Below are 15862 nucleotides of genomic sequence, written 5' to 3' on the forward strand. Positions count from 1 at the left end.
ATGTAACGAATAGAATGAATCGCGCACTGATCCCAAGAATTAGGTTCGCGTTATAACAATAAGATAGGACGGAAGTATGACTGAACAAGCTGTCGACCAAACTCAACAGAATTTATCAGCTGAAGAAGTGGAAAAGCTGCGTCAAGAGTGGGTCAGAACTCAATTTCAAAAAGCCAATCGTTTCCTCGCTGAAAAAGGCGTGATCCCAAGCAAAGTCTTGGCCGATGAAAGTCGTTATCTTGCGCCTTACATGGCGATTTGGAAAATGGAATCAAAACGTCCCAGCAACAAAACCTATTGGGTGATGTCGGGCGATTTACCCTCGGATTTCGTCGATGTGAAAGTGGCGGCAACGGCCCGTGATGCGGTGCGTCATTTCTCTATGATGTGGCAAATGCAGGCGGAAAACTTGGTACGTTCAGGTGCAACCCGTGATGCTACTCAGGCTAAGTTTGCGCAATTACTGGTATCGCGCGCTGAGAGTTTATATCGTATGCACAATGACGATAAGCTGTGGAATGCCTAAGCTCAAATGAGTTGAGGATTGTATTGAGATAGTATTAAGTTAATACAGTCACTTGTGTTGATTGATACTGATAATTGAAATAACAATAAGGCACTCAATTGAGTGCCTTATTTATACTGACTTTTATGTTGATTTCCTCTGTTAAGAACAAGGTCATCGAGCAAAGTCGATAGGGCTTATTCTTCGCTGTCGCTTAAGTAGAAGAAACCTTGATTGATGAGTTTCAATAGTAAGGCTTGAACTTCTTCATGCTGACATATTTCAGTCGCTTCATCGGCGCTTAAGCTCACGTTATCGCTCAACTGTGCGATAACGTCTACCGGTGTATTTAGCAATTCGTGCACATCACCATTTATGAATAATCGCGGCGTGGCGTCATTTTCAAGGCGCAATACTTTCAAACCGCCGATACGGCTCACGCCAGCACCTTGGGCGAAGGCATCTTGCAAATCTTCAATGCTGTAAGCTTCTTCGCCTTCACACAAATCAAGCTCGAAACGGTTTTGACTGAGCAGTTTACCTAACACGATTTGGTAGCTATTGGGATCTTGGCTCAGCTGACTCAAGAGTGACATTATACCCACTTGATGATCTTGGCTGACAATACCCGCTGAACTCGGTTCAGTTTGCGACGTGAAACGCTGCTGACCTAAGTTATTGTCGAGCAAATAATCGGCAACTTCACTGATCAGTTCTTGCTGGCTTGGTGCACGAAAACCAATCGAGTAACTCATTGCCACTGTTAGGGTTTCGCCGCAATGCGGAAAACCGGGTGGAATATAAAGCATGTCGCCTTTTTCTAACACCACATCGATAATTGGGGTGAAGTCTTCAACCAGCGGCGAGTTGGGATTGCCACCACGGCGTTGTTGCGGGGTATTGTCGCCCACAGTCCAGCGACGTTCACCTTCGCCTTGAATGATAAACACATCGTAGTTATCAACGTGCGGGCCCACACCACCACTAGGCGTTGCAAATGAGGCCATCAAGTCATCGAAACGCCAGTCAGGTAAAAAGCGTAGCGCTTCAACTAATGGCTGTGAATCGGGATACCAATGATTGACTGCTTGCACTAGTAACTGCCAATGGGTTTCGCCATAGCTGTCGTAATCTTCAAACGGGCCTTGAACCACTTCCCAGTTTTCGTCTTTAGTAACGACGATACGCGAAGAGATTTCTTCTTCGCAGGCAAGGCCTGCTAGTTCATCGGCGCTGATCGGATCTTCAAACTGCGGAAACGCTTTTTTGATCAGCAGGGGTTTCTTTTGCCAGTATTCACTAAGAAACTGGGCGATATCGAGATTGAGTGTATACATAGTGTTAAAAAAGGCGACCACATCGCGGAGATGTGAGTCGCCTTAATCCTTATTTCTGTTTATGAGAGAGTATTGTCCATCGCCAATTTCAGCTAATAACTAATTTCAGTTAAAAACTAAGTTCAGTTAAAAGCTTACTTCAGTTCGTCGACAAACGTTTCGGCGCGACCAATGTAATTGGCTGGCGTCATTTTCTTCAGTTCAGCTTTCACTGAGTCTGGTAATTCAAGTCCGTCAATAAACACTGACAGTTGCTGCGCGTCGATACGTTTACCGCGCGTCAGTTCTTTTAATTTTTCGTATGGCTTTTCAATACCATAACGACGCATCACAGTTTGTACGGGTTCTGCTAACACTTCCCAGTTGTGATCTAACTCATCACGCAGATGCGCTTCGTTAACTTCTAACTTGCTGATGCCTTTTAAGGTCGCTTGATACGCAATCAACGCGTGTGCAATACCCACGCCTAAGTTACGCAGTACTGTTGAGTCAGTTAAGTCTCGTTGCCATCTTGATAACGGCAGCTTAGACGCTAAATGTTGCATCAGCGCATTAGCGATACCTAAGTTACCTTCAGAGTTTTCAAAATCGATTGGGTTAACTTTGTGTGGCATAGTCGATGAACCGATTTCACCGGCGATAGTGCGTTGTTTGAAGTGACCTAGGGCAATGTAACCCCAAATGTCACGGTCAAAGTCAATCAGCACTGTGTTGAAACGGGCAACCGCATCAAACAGTTCGGCAATGTAATCGTGTGGTTCAATTTGCGTCGTGTAGGCGTTCCAGTGCAGGCCAAGGCTAGTCACAAAACGCTCAGACAGTTCATGCCAGTTAACTTCAGGGTAGGCTGACAGGTGAGCATTGTAGTTACCTACGGCACCGTTCAGTTTGCCCATGATTTCAACATTGGCGATTTGTTTGATTTGACGCTCAAGACGCATCGCTACGTTCGCCATCTCTTTACCGAGTGTCGAAGGTGAAGCTGGTTGGCCATGGGTGCGTGACATTAATGGCACAGAGCGATATTCAATCGCCAGCTTTTTAATCGCAGTCAGCAACTCGTTGCAGTATGGCAGTAATACTTGCTCACGGGCTTCAGTCAACATTAAACCGTGGCTTAAGTTGTTGATATCTTCAGAAGTACAGGCAAAGTGAACAAACTCACCAACCGCTGCTAACTCGGCATTACCCGCGATTTTTTCTTTGATGAAGTATTCAACTGCTTTCACATCGTGGTTAGTGGTGCTTTCGATAGCCTTAACACGCAGCGCATCTTGTTCGTTGAAATTGTCTTTAATACCATCGAGCACAGCGATAGCTGACGCGCTCAATGTTGGCACTTCGCTAATGTCTGGGCAGTCTGCTAACAGTTTTAGCCAATTGATTTCAACCTGAACACGGTACTTGGTAAGACCGAACTCGCTGAAAATCCCTCTCAATGACGCGGTTTTACTACCATAACGACCGTCTACCGGAGAGATAGCAGTTAGTGCGGAAAGATCCATGTGAAGCTCCTTGATGAACGCTAATTTTATTATAGGGTAAGACTTTTCTTGGCTGTATCGACTATGGCTTTGCGGGCGAAGACTAAGTGTCGACGTTTACCGCCTAGTTGGCGCCACAGTACAGCGCTGCGCATGGCTGCAAGCAGCAGAGCGCGAATTTTTTGTTGTACGATAGGGCGTTGCAAACACACAGGATTACCAGAGATTTGGATTTTTGGCCCTAAATTACTGATGATGTCACTGTAAATGCTGGCAAGATTGGCAATCACTTGTTCATCTGTGATCGCAAAATGATGTAGCTGGCGATTCACTTGATTAATGCGCTCGGCCAACATGCCTAAACCGCTGTTTGAGCGAACTAATTTTCGCTCTAACGCCAACACGCCAACTAAATAGCGGGTGATTTCAACATCTTTTTGACTGCTGTCACCGAGCTGATTCAAGATCAGCTTATAGCCTTTTTGCAATACGATTTTGTCTTGGTAGACATCGGCCGTATTGTCAGGATTGGTGACGAGAATGGTGTTTAAGCTCGCCGCGAGCTCGGCATTATCTAATTCGCCATGGCGGGCTAAATGTTGAACTTGGGCAATGGCTTGCAGTATGCCTGCAAACGCCATGGTCCGATTAACTAATTGCTCGTTCACGCTTTACCCTCGGATCAATTGATCTATGATGCCGCCACCTAGGCAGACTTCACCATCATAAAATACCGCAGACTGTCCTGGCGTCACCGCCGCAACAGGTTCATCGAAGACCACGCGTAAGGTGTGTTCATCTGTGTAGGTCAAAGTACAAGGCACATCTTGTTGGCGATAACGGGTTTTCACTGCGATATGACAGCCATCGATAGGTCCGGTTCTATCCACCCAATGCAGTTGGTTAACTGTCATGCCGGTCGACATCAAACGAGGATGGTGTCCGCCTTGCCCTACGATCAACACGTTACGCTCAAGATCTTTATCAACTACATACCAAGGATCGTCATTGCTGTTTTTCATGCCGCCAATGCCTAGGCCTTTACGCTGGCCTAAGGTGTGGTACATCAGCCCTTGGTGTGTGCCTATGATTTCACCTTCTGGGGTTTCGATATTACCAGGCTGCGCCGGTAAATAAGTGCCCAGGAATTCAGTGAACTTGCGCTCACCGATAAAACAGATGCCGGTGCTGTCTTTTTTATCATGGGTGATTAGGCCCATTTCTTTTGCGATTTCACGTACTTCATGTTTTTCCAATTCACCGACAGGGAATAGACTTCGAGCCACTTGCTCGTGGCTAAGGGTGTAGAGGAAATAACTTTGATCTTTATTGCCATCGACGCCACGGAGCATTTGTGTGCTGCCATCGCTATTATCACGGCGGCGCACATAGTGGCCCATGGCGATGTAATCGGCGTCGAGGATTTCGTCGGCAAATTCTAAAAATGCCTTAAATTTGATTTCTTTGTTGCACATGATATCGGGATTTGGCGTGCGGCCGGCTTTGTATTCGGCGAGGAAATACTCAAATACATTGTCCCAATATTCGGCTGCAAAGTTGACTGTGTGTAGCTTGATCCCGAGCTTGTCGCACACGGCTTGGGCATCTTTTAAATCTTCTGCGGCAGCGCAGTACTCGTTGTTGTCATCTTCTTCCCAGTTCTTCATGAAAAGGCCTTCAACCTGATAGCCTTGCTGCATAAGCAAATAGGCTGAAACAGATGAATCTACACCGCCGGACATGCCGACAATGACTTTTTTTCCTGTGTGAGTGGGTTCGATTGATGTCATAGATCCTAAAAACCATTGAGTATGTGTGTTGGCTAGGTTGTTGAAGTTAAGCCGCGACATTGAGCGCGTAACAAAAGTGCCTAACCTAGCTTAAAAAATATGGGCTAGCTTTAAATCCAAGCTAACTTAAAAGCTAACTTAAAAATCTGGGTGTAGTGCGAGCGGTCAGTAAAACTCGTATTTACGGCCTACTGTACAGTCTACTATTTAGCCACGTAGAGGCCGACAGGCACTAACACATGCATAAGTTTAACAAGCAGTTTATGCGGGGCAGTATTCTATCACGCCTTACTCGCTTGGGCTATCGCGAGGCGGTCACTATTGAGTAAGGAGAGGGGATAAGTTTGGCCCTGTTGTGCGTTATTAAGATAGTCTTTTAGGCAATCGAGCACTAAGGGGCTGCGCAGTAAAGATGACTTGGCTTCTATCTGTGCAAAACTCAGCCAGTGCGCACTGTGTATAGCCTTGTCCTGCGGCGTAGGTGAGGGCATATCATCTAACTGCACGAAGAAGGTAAAGCGCACAAAGGCTAAGTCTTCACTGGCGCTAAATTGATAGATGCCGACGAGTCCTTGGGGGTTAAGTGATAACCCCGTTTCCTCAAATACTTCACGCTCACAGGCTTGGATTAAGCTTTCATTTGCTTCTAAGTGACCCGCTGGCTGATTAAAGCGCTGCTCGCCATCAATCCACTCTTCCACCATCAGATATTTGTCCTGTGAAGTCGCATGAATAATACAGGCGACGGTCACATTGGGTTTATATCTTTGACTCATAGTGCCTCCTTTGAGTGGACATGGTGCCACTTTTTAGTGGCGTTGAGCGCAGAAATTTGGCTGAAATTTAGACTTCATCACCGAGACGGATGCATTTATGCTCGCCCGATGGCAAATTATCTAGACTCCATTGGCCTATTTTATAACGGATTAATCTTAAGGTCGGAAAACCGATATGCGCTGTCATGCGTCTGACTTGGCGGTTACGACCTTCATGAATTTGGATTTCTAACCAAGTTGTTGGGATATTTTTGCGTTCTCTCACCGGCGGATTACGTGGCCCAATATCGGGTGAATCCATGATTTTGACTTTAGCTGGTAGCGTCATACCATCATTTAATTCAACACCTTGGCGCAGTTTCGTCAGTGCATCTTCCGTCGGCACGCCTTCTACTTGCACCCAATAGGTCTTAAAGGTTTTCTTTTTCGGTTCTGTCAGTCTTGCCTGTAATTGACCGTCATTGGTCAGCAGTAACAAGCCCTCACTGTCTCTGTCTAAGCGGCCTGCGGCATACACGTCAGCAATGGGGATATAGTCTTTTAGGGTTTTACGACCTTGTTCATCGGTAAACTGGCAAAGTACATCAAAAGGCTTATTAAACAGCACGATAATCGGTGCGAGCGTTTGGCTCTGCACCGGTTTTGCCGCTGCAATTGCGCGTCGATTAGGATTTTTAAAGGGTTCTTTCTTTAAACTGCCATTGGCATTACGTGCTGGCGCCACTTTGCTATCTACGGCGGTAGCGCGGTTGGCAGGGCCTCTGCTCGCGGGCTTAGCGGGTTTAATCGTGCTCTTGGCTGGGGAATTGGCGCTGGAATTGGCACGTTTAGGTGGAAACTTGTTTTTGTTCATACTTTTGCTAACAGGAGGTTGAGACACGCTTACCTGACTTGATTGAGTCGTTAATGTGGTCATAGTGTACTTGGCATTCGCCGTTAGTGGAATTTGAATATTATTGCGAATGCTCTATGATGTCGGCCAGAAAATGTGATCTGTGCCTAAATGTTTATTAGGTTTTAATGAGTCGTTGTAACAAATTTTAGCTTGCGTGCAAAGGCAGAAGGGCATTGAGAATGTGAAAGGTTAAGGCGGATTCGATTGCCTTGATTGATATTTTCACTGTGCTCAGATTTGTTCGCCATGCTATAAAATTATTATAAAAAATATTAAATTTTACAATAATGTAGGATGTAACATGAAAGATAACTCATCAACAATTATTTACACTGAAACAGACGAAGCGCCAGCACTGGCCACCCTCTCACTCTTACCTATTATCAGAACCTTTACCGACGCAGCGGGCGTTGCGGTTGAAACCCGTGATATCTCGTTATCGGGCCGTATTATTGCCAGTTTCCCTGAGCAACTGACCGAAGCACAAAAGATTGGCGATCATCTGACTGAGCTTGGCGAGTTAGCGAATCAGCCAGAAGCGAACATCATCAAGTTACCGAATATCAGTGCTTCAATTCCACAGTTAAAAGCCTGTATCCTTGAACTGCAGCAAAAAGGTTACAACATCCCTCACTATCCGGATGAGCCAAAAACCGACGCTGAAAAGTCAATTAAAACACGTTACGACAAGATCAAAGGTAGTGCGGTAAACCCAGTACTGCGAGAAGGTAACTCAGATCGCCGTGCCCCATTATCGGTGAAAAACTTCGCCAAGAAAAACCCGCATTCAATGGGTAAATGGGCTACAGATTCTAAGTCTCACGTTGCTCACATGACCGACGGCGATTTCTACGGCAGCGAGCAGTCAGTGACTTTATCTGATGCGGGCAGCGTGAATATCGTGCTGACGCAAAAAGATGGCCAAGAAGTGGTGCTGAAATCGGGTCTTAAGCTGCTGGCTGGCGAAATTATCGATGCTGCGGTATTGAGTAAAAAAGCCTTAGTGAGCTTCTATGAGCGTGAAATCGAAAACGCCAAAGCAGAAGATGTGCTGTTATCGCTGCATCTGAAAGCCACTATGATGAAAGTGTCTGATCCTATTATGTTTGGTCACGCTGTGAAGGTATTCTTTAAGCCAGTATTTGACAAGCATGCGGCGCTTTTCGCTGAATTAGGTGTAGATGTTAACAACGGTTTTGGTGATGTTTATGCCAAAATCGCGACATTACCTGCCGATAGCCGCGCCGAAGTCGAAGCCGATATCGCCGCCGTTTACGCTGCACGTCCTGCATTGGCTATGGTTGATTCTGACAAAGGTATCACCAATTTACACGTGCCAAGCGACATCATTATTGATGCATCTATGCCTGCTGCGATTCGTTCATCTGGCCAAATGTGGGGACCAGATGGTCAACTGCATGACACTAAAGCTATGATCCCAGATCGTTGCTATGCCGGTATCTACCAAGAAACGATTGCCTTCTGTAAAGAGCACGGCGCTTTTGATCCTAAAACCATGGGCAGCGTGCCAAACGTGGGCTTGATGGCGCAAAAAGCCGAAGAGTACGGCAGCCACGATAAGACCTTTGAAATGCCTGCTGATGGTGTGGTGAACGTTGTTGATGCCAGCGGTAAGGTATTGATGAGCCATAACGTGGAAGCTGGCGATATCTGGAGAATGTGCCAAGTTAAAGACGCACCTATCCGTGATTGGGTAAAACTGGCCGTGCGCCGTGCCCGTTTAAGCAATACCCCTGCGGTATTCTGGTTAGATAGCAAACGTGCCCACGATGCGCAAATCATTGCAAAAGTGCAGCAGTATCTGCCAGAACATGACACTGATGGCTTAGATATCAGCATCATGTCTCCAGAAGACGCGACGCGTTTGTCTTTGGCTCGCATCAAAGAAGGCAAAGATACCATTTCAGTTACGGGCAACGTTCTACGTGACTACCTGACTGACTTGTTCCCCATCCTAGAGCTAGGCACCAGTGCCAAAATGCTATCAATCGTTCCGTTAATGAACGGTGGTGGTCTATTTGAAACTGGAGCGGGCGGTAGTGCACCTAAGCACGTGCAACAGGTTGAGAAAGAAGGTCACTTACGTTGGGATTCACTCGGTGAATTCTTGGCTCTGGCGGCGTCTCTTGAGCATTTAAGCCAAACTGTCGGTAATCCAAAAGCCCAAGTGTTAGCTGATACCTTAGATCAAGCCATTGGCCAATTCTTAGATAGCAACAAATCGCCATCAAGAAGAGTCGGTGAGTTAGACAACCGTGGCAGCCATTTCTACTTAGCCATGTACTGGGCACAAGCCTTAGCCGCGCAAACGGGCGATGAGCAGTTACAAGCTCACTTCATTCCGTTAGCGCATGCGTTGGCGGCAAATGAGCAAGTGATTGTGGCTGAATTAGCGACGGCACAAGGTGCACCAGTCGATTTAGGCGGTTACTACCGTTTAGATGCGGCTAAGGCTGAAAAAGCCATGCGCCCAAGCGAGACGTTAAACAAGCTGTTGATTGCTTAATCTCGTGAGTGTTAGCTTTTGGATGGTGTGCGCGTCAGTGTGGGCCATCAAAGTTGATGTAAAGTTGTAAGTCATTAGACTGATTTTCAAAAGGGATCTGCATGGCAGATCTTTTTTTATGCCCTAAATTTACTGTCGAGACTGGTGATAAATTTTTTTGTGGGGATGCAATGGGTGAGCTGCGGCGATTGATCTTGAATTAAATTCATGCGTAATGCTGACAAGCGATGGAGCCTAAAGTGGTGGGGATTGATAAAACACGCAGCAATAAAAAGGCAGGGACAAGTCCCTGCCTTTTAGATCATTGGCCTCACCAAACGTTATTTTGTTGGTGAAATGGCTGAAGCGTGCATCCCTTTTGGACCGGCTTCTACTTCAAATTGAACGGGTTGGCCTGCTTTTAGAGTTCGATAGCCTTCCATTTCAATGGTAGAATAGTGTGCAAAAACGTCCTCACCACCTTGATCAGGGCAAATAAACCCGAATCCTTTGGCGTTGTTGAACCATTTAACAGTTCCGCTTGCCATACTTCCACTTCCTTCTGTTGTCTACTTACCAGTAAGATAGTAAAACCTGTATAGACGGGTATTCGTTCACCGTCTGCACAACAGAATGTAAGGAGTAAAAGCGGAAGTCAAGCTAAAATTAACAAAGGGGTAACAACTGATTAATTTGAACGGATCAATTGGAAGAGGCCAACACGAGAGGCTAGTATTAAAAAATGGCAAAGATAGGAAATATTGAACACGTTGAAGAACGTGTCGAATCAGAGTTAATGCCGCCTTCGATGTATAAGGTGGTACTCAATAATGATGATTACACCCCAATGGATTTTGTGATTGAAGTTTTGCAGGTTTTCTTTCGCAAGAACGAGCAGGAAGCGACCGATATCATGTTGACGATCCATCACCAAGGAAAAGGTATTTGCGGTATTTTCCCGTTTGGGATTGCAGAAACCAAGGTGATACAAGTAAATCAATTTGCAAGACAAAACCAACATCCGTTACTGTGTTCGTTAGAGAAAGCATAAAACCGCTTTACTCTGTAGTCTGTTGTTAATTTTGGGGGTGCTTATGCTGAACAAAGACCTGGAAGTCACCTTAAATCTGGCGTTTCAGCAAGCCAGAGACGCGCGTCACGAGTATATGACAGTGGAACATCTGTTATTAGCTCTGATCGACAATCCTGCGGCTCAAGAAGCGTTAATCGCCTGTGGAGCGAATCTAGATAAACTCAGAGATGAAGTGGCAAGCTTTATCCAACAAACAACCCCAATCATTGCCGATATTGATGATGACAAAGAAACTCAGCCGACGCTGGGGTTCCAACGAGTGCTGCAACGTGCAGTATTCCATGTGCAGTCATCGGGTCGCAATGAAGTGAACGGCGCTAACGTGTTAGTCGCCATTTTCAGTGAGCAAGAATCCCAAGCCGTGTATTTACTGCGCCGCTGCGATATTAGTCGCCTAGACGTTGTGAATTTTATTTCCCATGGTTTCGCCAAAAATGATGATGCTGAGTCACATCAAGATCAAGAACGGGTTGAAGATCAGGGCGAAAGCAGCGAAGAGCGCAGCATGTTGTCGCAATTTGCGTCCAACTTAAACCAACTTGCTAAGCAAGGGATCATCGACCCACTGATTGGTCGCGATCAAGAAATTGAGCGCGCGATTCAAACCCTATGCCGTCGCCGTAAAAATAATCCGCTGTTAGTGGGTGAGGCGGGCGTAGGTAAAACGGCGATTGCCGAAGGGCTGGCGTATCGCATCGTCAATAAACAAGTGCCCGATGTGATGCTTGAAGCCACAGTGTATTCTTTGGATTTAGGTTCACTGCTGGCGGGAACTAAGTATCGCGGCGACTTTGAAAAGCGCTTTAAGAACCTGTTAAAAGAACTGGCTGCCGATAAGCATGCCATCCTATTCATCGATGAGATCCACACCATTATCGGTGCTGGCGCGGCCTCTGGCGGCGTAATGGATGCCTCTAATCTGCTGAAACCTTTACTATCTAGCGGCAACTTACGCTGCATGGGCTCGACAACTTTCCAAGAATATCAAAGTATTTTTGAGAAAGACCGCGCACTTGCACGTCGTTTCCAAAAGGTGGATATCAATGAACCTTCAGTGGAAGAAACCACTAAGATTTTGATGGGGCTTAAGTCTAAATACGAAGAATATCATGGGGTTCGTTATACTCAGGCTGCGATCAGCAGCGCTGCGGTATTGTCGGCCAAGCACATCAATGACAGACATTTACCCGATAAAGCCATCGATGTGATCGATGAAGCAGGTGCGCGTATGGTGATGTTGCCTATGAGCAAACGTAAAAAGACCATAGGCCAAGCCGAGATTGAGTCGATAGTGGCGAAAATGGCGCGTATCCCTGAGAAGTCGGTATCCGCCACTGATAAGGACTTACTGCGTAATCTTGAGCGTAACCTTAAGATGGTGGTCTTTGGCCAAGACAAGGCCATTGAGAGTCTGAGTTCGGCCATTCGCTTATCGCGCAGTGGCTTAGGCACAGACAGGAAACCTGTGGGTAGCTTCTTATTCGCGGGTCCCACCGGCGTGGGTAAAACCGAAGTCACTAACCAACTGGCCAACTGTTTGGGGATGAAACTGGTGCGCTTTGACATGTCTGAGTACATGGAAAGCCACACAGTGTCACGCTTGATTGGTGCGCCTCCTGGATATGTGGGTTATGACCAAGGTGGCTTGCTCACCGATGCTGTGATTAAAAATCCGCACTGTGTGGTGCTACTGGATGAAATCGAGAAGGCCCACCGCGATGTCTATAACTTGCTGTTGCAGGTGATGGATCACGGTACTTTGACCGACAATAATGGTCGTAAGGCTGACTTCAGACACGTGACTTTGGTGATGACAACGAACGCGGGTGTTCAGGAGACTATTCGTAAGTCGATTGGCTTTACCCAACAAGATCACACTCAAGATGCGTTATCTGAAATTAATCGGGTATTTTCGCCAGAATTTCGAAATCGTCTCGATTCCATCATTTGGTTCAACCATTTGGATATGACGATTATCGCCAAAGTGGTCGATAAATTCTTGGTGGAATTGCAGGCTCAATTGGATGCAAAACACGTTACTTTGGAAGTCAGCGACGAAGCCAGAACCTTGTTGGCCGAGAAAGGATACGACAAGAACATGGGCGCGCGTCCAATGGCTCGGGTCGTGACCGAATTGATCAAACGTCCATTGGCAGACGAGATCTTATTTGGTGTCTTAGAGTCAGGCGGTGTGGCGCATGTGGATGTGAAGGAGGGCGAGCTTGTCATTCGTACCGAACGTCACGAAAAAGCGACAACAAAAGCTTAACGCTTGATTATCCATTAGTTTTAGACATAAAAATGGCTGCAATTGCAGCCATTTTTTTCATCTTTCGCAAACAAAAAAACCCGGCCTTGCCGGGTTTTTAAATCTAAGAGGCTATATCAGCGTGCGCGGAAGACAATGCGACCTTTGGTCAGATCATAAGGAGTCAGCTGGACGGTAACTTTATCGCCAGTAAGGATCCGGATGTAGTTTTTGCGCATTTTGCCTGAAATGTGGGCTATCACCACATGACCATTTTCAAGCTCTACACGAAACATTGTGTTTGGCAAGGTTTCAAGGATAGTGCCTTGCATTTCAATGTTGTCTTCTTTCGCCATTAATTAATTATCCCATTAGCCTTCGAATATAAAAAACGGGCGTATCATGCCCCAAATTCACCCTGCTGTAAAGGGGAAGTACTTAGCAAACTTGGGAATACTCCCAGCCCGTCGGTGTGAGAATTTGATATGGGCGATATAAACGCTTGTAGGACATCTTACGGTTTTCATCTATTTGATATCCGAGATAAACAAATTCTTTGTCCATGAGTTTTGCCAAGCGGCACTGAATTAAAATTAACAGGGCGCCGAGGGAACGCTGTTCTTCGTCGGGGTCAAAATAGCTGTAAATCGCCGACAGACTATTGGGTAAGGTATCTGTGACCGCGACGGCTAATAATTTATCGCCGTTATAGACTTCGATAAACGTCGGCGGCAACCAATGGCAAAAAAGAAAGTGATTATATTGATCTTCACTCGGGGGAAACATAGGGCCATCAAAATGCCGCTCACGAATGTAATGTTCATACAGGGCATATTGTTCGGCGGTTTGTTCCGATGTAATTCGCCATGTCAGATCTTGGTTTTTGGCTAAAGTCCGTTTTTGGCGTTTCGATGGCACAAACTCATGCGTTGGCACACGAATAGGCTGGCACGCGCTGCAACTTGGGCATCGGGGTTTATAGATGGAGCCGCCACTGCGGCGAAAACCCACCGCAAGTAAACGCTCAAATAAAATGGGATCGAGCGTATCTTCTTGGATGACAAGTAGCTGCTCCTGTTGGCCATCGAGGTAGCTGCAGGGAAATATTTGACTGATACCGATAGCGATCGATGCTTTACTCGAGTTCAAAGATGACCTCTTTAGTGGTCCAAGTCGCTGGGTCCACGGGATTGTTTCTCAGTTCGCTCAGTAACGTTATAAAATCAATGCGTTTAATGGCTTTGGCTCCCAAACTTTCTAGGTGAGGATTCATCACTTGTGCATCGATGAGTTTGAATCCCATTTTGAGTAAATGCTGTTGCAGCGCTGCAACTGCGGCCTTGGACGCATTAGTTTTACGGTGAAACATGGACTCGCCGCAAAACACTTGGCCGATTGCTAAGCCGTAAAGCCCACCGATTAAACGTTCACCTTCCCAGACTTCAATGGAATGGGCGTGACCAGTGTGATGCAGTTCGCGATAGGCCATTTGAATTTCTTGGGTGATCCAAGTGCCGCTCTGTTTTTCTCTTGGCTGCGCGCATCCCGCCATTACATCGGTGAAAGCGTGATTGATTGTGATCCGCCAAGGTTGTTTTTTTAAATATTTCCGCAAACTTGTGCTGATGTGGACTTCACCGGGAATAAATACGGCACGGGGATCGGGCGACCACCACAAAATAGGATCATCTGAGTTAAACCAAGGAAAAATACCGTTGTAGTAAGCCGAGAGTAAGCGTTCAGGACGTAAGTCGCCGCCGATAGCCAATAACCCATTAGGATCGGTTAAGGCGAGTTCGGGTGAAGGAAAAGCTTCAAATTCGTGATTCAGAAAAGACAGTGACTTCACAATTGAGTATGATTTAGTTATAGACCTTATTATTAAGTTAGCGGAAATTCAGATATGTGGAAACCTACTCTAGCAAGCTTTATGTTTATTTTTGCGTTTATCCTCAGCCCCGCGAGTGCGGGTTATGACCGTAATCAAGCCGTGCCTGTCGAGAAAGTGCTCTATGGCGATATCACTTCGGTACGTAATATCACTGAAACCCAGCTGATTGAAGATCGTAATCGAGGTTGGAAAACCTTTGGTGGCGCCTTAGCGGGTGGGGTGATTGGTAATCAGTTTGGTGGCGGTTCTGGCCGTGATGTGGCGACCATTTTAGGTGCCTTGATTGGTGGCGGTATCGGCAATCGTTATGGCAGTGGCACGAGCGTGCAGTCATTGAAGCTGGTGGAATTGATCATCAATCAAGAAGATGGCACCCAAGTTATGGTGATCCAAGACTATGATGCTGGCATGGTATTCAATGCGGGTGACAGAGTACGTGTCGTCTACCTGCAAGGTGGTGTGCGTGTTGATGTCGCGATGTAAGCGACTGTCTTATCTTGAATAAGTCGTCATCTTCAGTAAATGATCATCTCGAGTAAAGGACGGTAAAGCAATGACACGGACAGAATTAACCCAATATTTAGCCGATTTTTTACATGTATCGGCGTTTAAAGATTACGCGCCCAATGGGCTGCAAATAGAAGGCAAGGATGAGATCCGCACCATAGTGACGGGCGTGACTGCGTGTCAGGCTTTGATCGATGAAGCGATTCGATTAAACGCCGATGCGATTTTGGTCCATCACGGCTTTTTTTGGAAGAATGAGCCTGAAGTGATCACTGGCATGAAACAACGCCGGATTAAGGCACTGCTCAAGCATGAAATTAATTTATTTGGCTATCATTTGCCCTTGGACGCCCACCCAATGCTGGGTAATAACGCGACCTTAGGCAGACAGCTTGGGATAGTCGACGCAGAAGCCATCGAAGAGGTGGCTCAGGGGCTGCTGTGGCGTGGAAAACTTGATCTTGCGGTTAGTGCTAGCGAATTTTCTCACACCCTTGAGGATGCGTTAGGCAGAGCCCCACTGCACATTGGTGATGGCGATGCCAAGATCCAACATTTAGCTTGGTGTACTGGCGGCGCGCAGGACTATATCGATGTTGCGGCGAGTTTAGGTGTGGATGCGTTTATTAGTGGTGAAGTGTCCGAACGCACTTTCCACAGTGCGGTGGAGCAGGGCATACATTATTTTGCGGCGGGGCACCATGCGACCGAACGTTTTGGGATTCAAGCCTTAGGCCGTCATCTCGCTCGCGAGTTTGATCTTGTGCATCATTTTGTGGATATCACTAATCCGGTCTAATCCATTAATAAAGCGGCTTATGATGACCATA

16 protein-coding genes are annotated in these 15862 nt (G+C 46.4%); 6 read left to right on the plus strand and 10 right to left on the minus strand.

What is annotated here, in order from left to right:
- The first annotated feature begins 76 nt into the window (after positions 1-76).
- Positions 77-526, plus strand: coding sequence for a DUF4826 family protein (locus OX890_RS11005; RefSeq protein ID WP_006081945.1), 450 nt, complete (start codon positions 77-79; stop codon positions 524-526).
- A 176-nt stretch (positions 527-702) separates the two neighbouring features.
- Here OX890_RS11005 and OX890_RS11010 read toward each other — a convergent pair whose 3' ends face one another.
- The 6 genes from OX890_RS11010 to OX890_RS11035 all read right to left on the minus strand — a co-directional run bounded on the left by OX890_RS11010 (position 703) and on the right by OX890_RS11035 (position 6745).
- Complete coding sequence (locus OX890_RS11010) at positions 703-1842, minus strand: ribosomal protein uL16 3-hydroxylase (protein ID WP_126491775.1); 1140 nt, start codon at positions 1840-1842, stop codon at positions 703-705.
- 134 nt (positions 1843-1976) lie between these two features.
- Complete coding sequence (purB, locus tag OX890_RS11015) at positions 1977-3347, minus strand: adenylosuccinate lyase (RefSeq protein ID WP_071939365.1); 1371 nt, start codon at positions 3345-3347, stop codon at positions 1977-1979.
- A gap of 29 nt (positions 3348-3376) precedes the next feature.
- Positions 3377-3994, minus strand: a complete 618-nt coding sequence (gene hflD, locus OX890_RS11020) for a high frequency lysogenization protein HflD (protein ID WP_006081942.1) — start codon at positions 3992-3994, stop codon at positions 3377-3379.
- Positions 3995-3997: 3 nt separating this feature from the next.
- Positions 3998-5116, minus strand: a complete 1119-nt coding sequence (gene mnmA, locus OX890_RS11025; RefSeq protein ID WP_083548599.1) for a tRNA 2-thiouridine(34) synthase MnmA — start codon at positions 5114-5116, stop codon at positions 3998-4000.
- 281 nt (positions 5117-5397) lie between these two features.
- Positions 5398-5892 (minus strand): NUDIX hydrolase, encoded by a 495-nt coding sequence (locus OX890_RS11030; protein WP_126491776.1) that lies wholly within the window; start codon positions 5890-5892, stop codon positions 5398-5400.
- A gap of 67 nt (positions 5893-5959) precedes the next feature.
- Positions 5960-6745 (minus strand): rRNA large subunit pseudouridine synthase E, encoded by a 786-nt coding sequence (locus OX890_RS11035; RefSeq protein WP_232005164.1) that lies wholly within the window; start codon positions 6743-6745, stop codon positions 5960-5962.
- 343 nt (positions 6746-7088) lie between these two features.
- Here OX890_RS11035 and OX890_RS11040 point away from each other — a divergent pair, with 343 nt between their 5' ends.
- Complete coding sequence (locus OX890_RS11040) at positions 7089-9314, plus strand: NADP-dependent isocitrate dehydrogenase (protein ID WP_268649207.1); 2226 nt, start codon at positions 7089-7091, stop codon at positions 9312-9314.
- A gap of 320 nt (positions 9315-9634) precedes the next feature.
- Here OX890_RS11040 and cspD read toward each other — a convergent pair whose 3' ends face one another.
- On the minus strand, positions 9635-9841 hold the full coding sequence (cspD, locus tag OX890_RS11045; RefSeq protein WP_006081937.1) for a cold shock domain-containing protein CspD: 207 nt from the start codon (positions 9839-9841) through the stop codon (positions 9635-9637).
- Positions 9842-10035: 194 nt separating this feature from the next.
- Here cspD and clpS point away from each other — a divergent pair, with 194 nt between their 5' ends.
- Entirely contained in the window at positions 10036-10344 is a 309-nt protein-coding gene (clpS, locus tag OX890_RS11050) for an ATP-dependent Clp protease adapter ClpS (RefSeq protein ID WP_006081936.1), read from the plus strand.
- Between the two features lie 43 nt (positions 10345-10387).
- Positions 10388-12655, plus strand: coding sequence for an ATP-dependent Clp protease ATP-binding subunit ClpA (gene clpA, locus OX890_RS11055; protein ID WP_006081935.1), 2268 nt, complete (start codon positions 10388-10390; stop codon positions 12653-12655).
- A 116-nt stretch (positions 12656-12771) separates the two neighbouring features.
- Here the strand turns inward: clpA and infA are convergent, their stop codons facing one another.
- From infA to aat, 3 genes are all read right to left on the minus strand, one after another.
- On the minus strand, positions 12772-12990 hold the full coding sequence (gene infA, locus OX890_RS11060; RefSeq protein ID WP_006081934.1) for a translation initiation factor IF-1: 219 nt from the start codon (positions 12988-12990) through the stop codon (positions 12772-12774).
- A gap of 82 nt (positions 12991-13072) precedes the next feature.
- Positions 13073-13783, minus strand: coding sequence for an arginyltransferase (locus OX890_RS11065; protein ID WP_268649208.1), 711 nt, complete (start codon positions 13781-13783; stop codon positions 13073-13075).
- Entirely contained in the window at positions 13770-14483 is a 714-nt protein-coding gene (gene aat, locus OX890_RS11070) for a leucyl/phenylalanyl-tRNA--protein transferase (RefSeq protein ID WP_268649209.1), read from the minus strand. Before aat ends, OX890_RS11065 begins: the two co-directional genes overlap by 14 nt.
- A gap of 54 nt (positions 14484-14537) precedes the next feature.
- Between aat and OX890_RS11075 the strand changes: the two genes are divergently transcribed.
- Positions 14538-15008, plus strand: a complete 471-nt coding sequence (locus tag OX890_RS11075; protein ID WP_268649210.1) for a glycine zipper 2TM domain-containing protein — start codon at positions 14538-14540, stop codon at positions 15006-15008.
- Positions 15009-15078: 70 nt separating this feature from the next.
- Positions 15079-15831 (plus strand): Nif3-like dinuclear metal center hexameric protein, encoded by a 753-nt coding sequence (locus OX890_RS11080; protein ID WP_268649211.1) that lies wholly within the window; start codon positions 15079-15081, stop codon positions 15829-15831.
- Positions 15832-15862: the final 31 nt, after the last annotated feature.

Source organism: Shewanella sp. DAU305 (genome assembly GCF_026802235.1).
Lineage (GTDB): Bacteria > Pseudomonadota > Gammaproteobacteria > Enterobacterales > Shewanellaceae > Shewanella > Shewanella baltica.

Excerpts from the sequence above, each read along its gene's own strand:
- OX890_RS11005 (WP_006081945.1), top strand. The coding sequence starts at position 77 with ATGACTGAACAAGCTGTCGACCAAACTCAACAGAATTTATCAGCTGAA.
- OX890_RS11010 (WP_126491775.1), bottom strand. The coding sequence starts at position 1,842 with ATGTATACACTCAATCTCGATATCGCCCAGTTTCTTAGTGAATACTGG.
- purB (WP_071939365.1), bottom strand. The coding sequence starts at position 3,347 with ATGGATCTTTCCGCACTAACTGCTATCTCTCCGGTAGACGGTCGTTAT.
- mnmA (WP_083548599.1), bottom strand. The coding sequence starts at position 5,116 with ATGACATCAATCGAACCCACTCACACAGGAAAAAAAGTCATTGTCGGC.
- OX890_RS11030 (WP_126491776.1), bottom strand. The coding sequence starts at position 5,892 with ATGAGTCAAAGATATAAACCCAATGTGACCGTCGCCTGTATTATTCAT.
- OX890_RS11035 (WP_232005164.1), bottom strand. The coding sequence starts at position 6,745 with ATGAACAAAAACAAGTTTCCACCTAAACGTGCCAATTCCAGCGCCAAT.
- OX890_RS11040 (WP_268649207.1), top strand. The coding sequence starts at position 7,089 with ATGAAAGATAACTCATCAACAATTATTTACACTGAAACAGACGAAGCG.
- cspD (WP_006081937.1), bottom strand. The coding sequence starts at position 9,841 with ATGGCAAGCGGAACTGTTAAATGGTTCAACAACGCCAAAGGATTCGGG.
- clpS (WP_006081936.1), top strand. The coding sequence starts at position 10,036 with ATGGCAAAGATAGGAAATATTGAACACGTTGAAGAACGTGTCGAATCA.
- clpA (WP_006081935.1), top strand. The coding sequence starts at position 10,388 with ATGCTGAACAAAGACCTGGAAGTCACCTTAAATCTGGCGTTTCAGCAA.
- infA (WP_006081934.1), bottom strand. The coding sequence starts at position 12,990 with ATGGCGAAAGAAGACAACATTGAAATGCAAGGCACTATCCTTGAAACC.
- OX890_RS11075 (WP_268649210.1), top strand. The coding sequence starts at position 14,538 with ATGTGGAAACCTACTCTAGCAAGCTTTATGTTTATTTTTGCGTTTATC.
- OX890_RS11080 (WP_268649211.1), top strand. The coding sequence starts at position 15,079 with ATGACACGGACAGAATTAACCCAATATTTAGCCGATTTTTTACATGTA.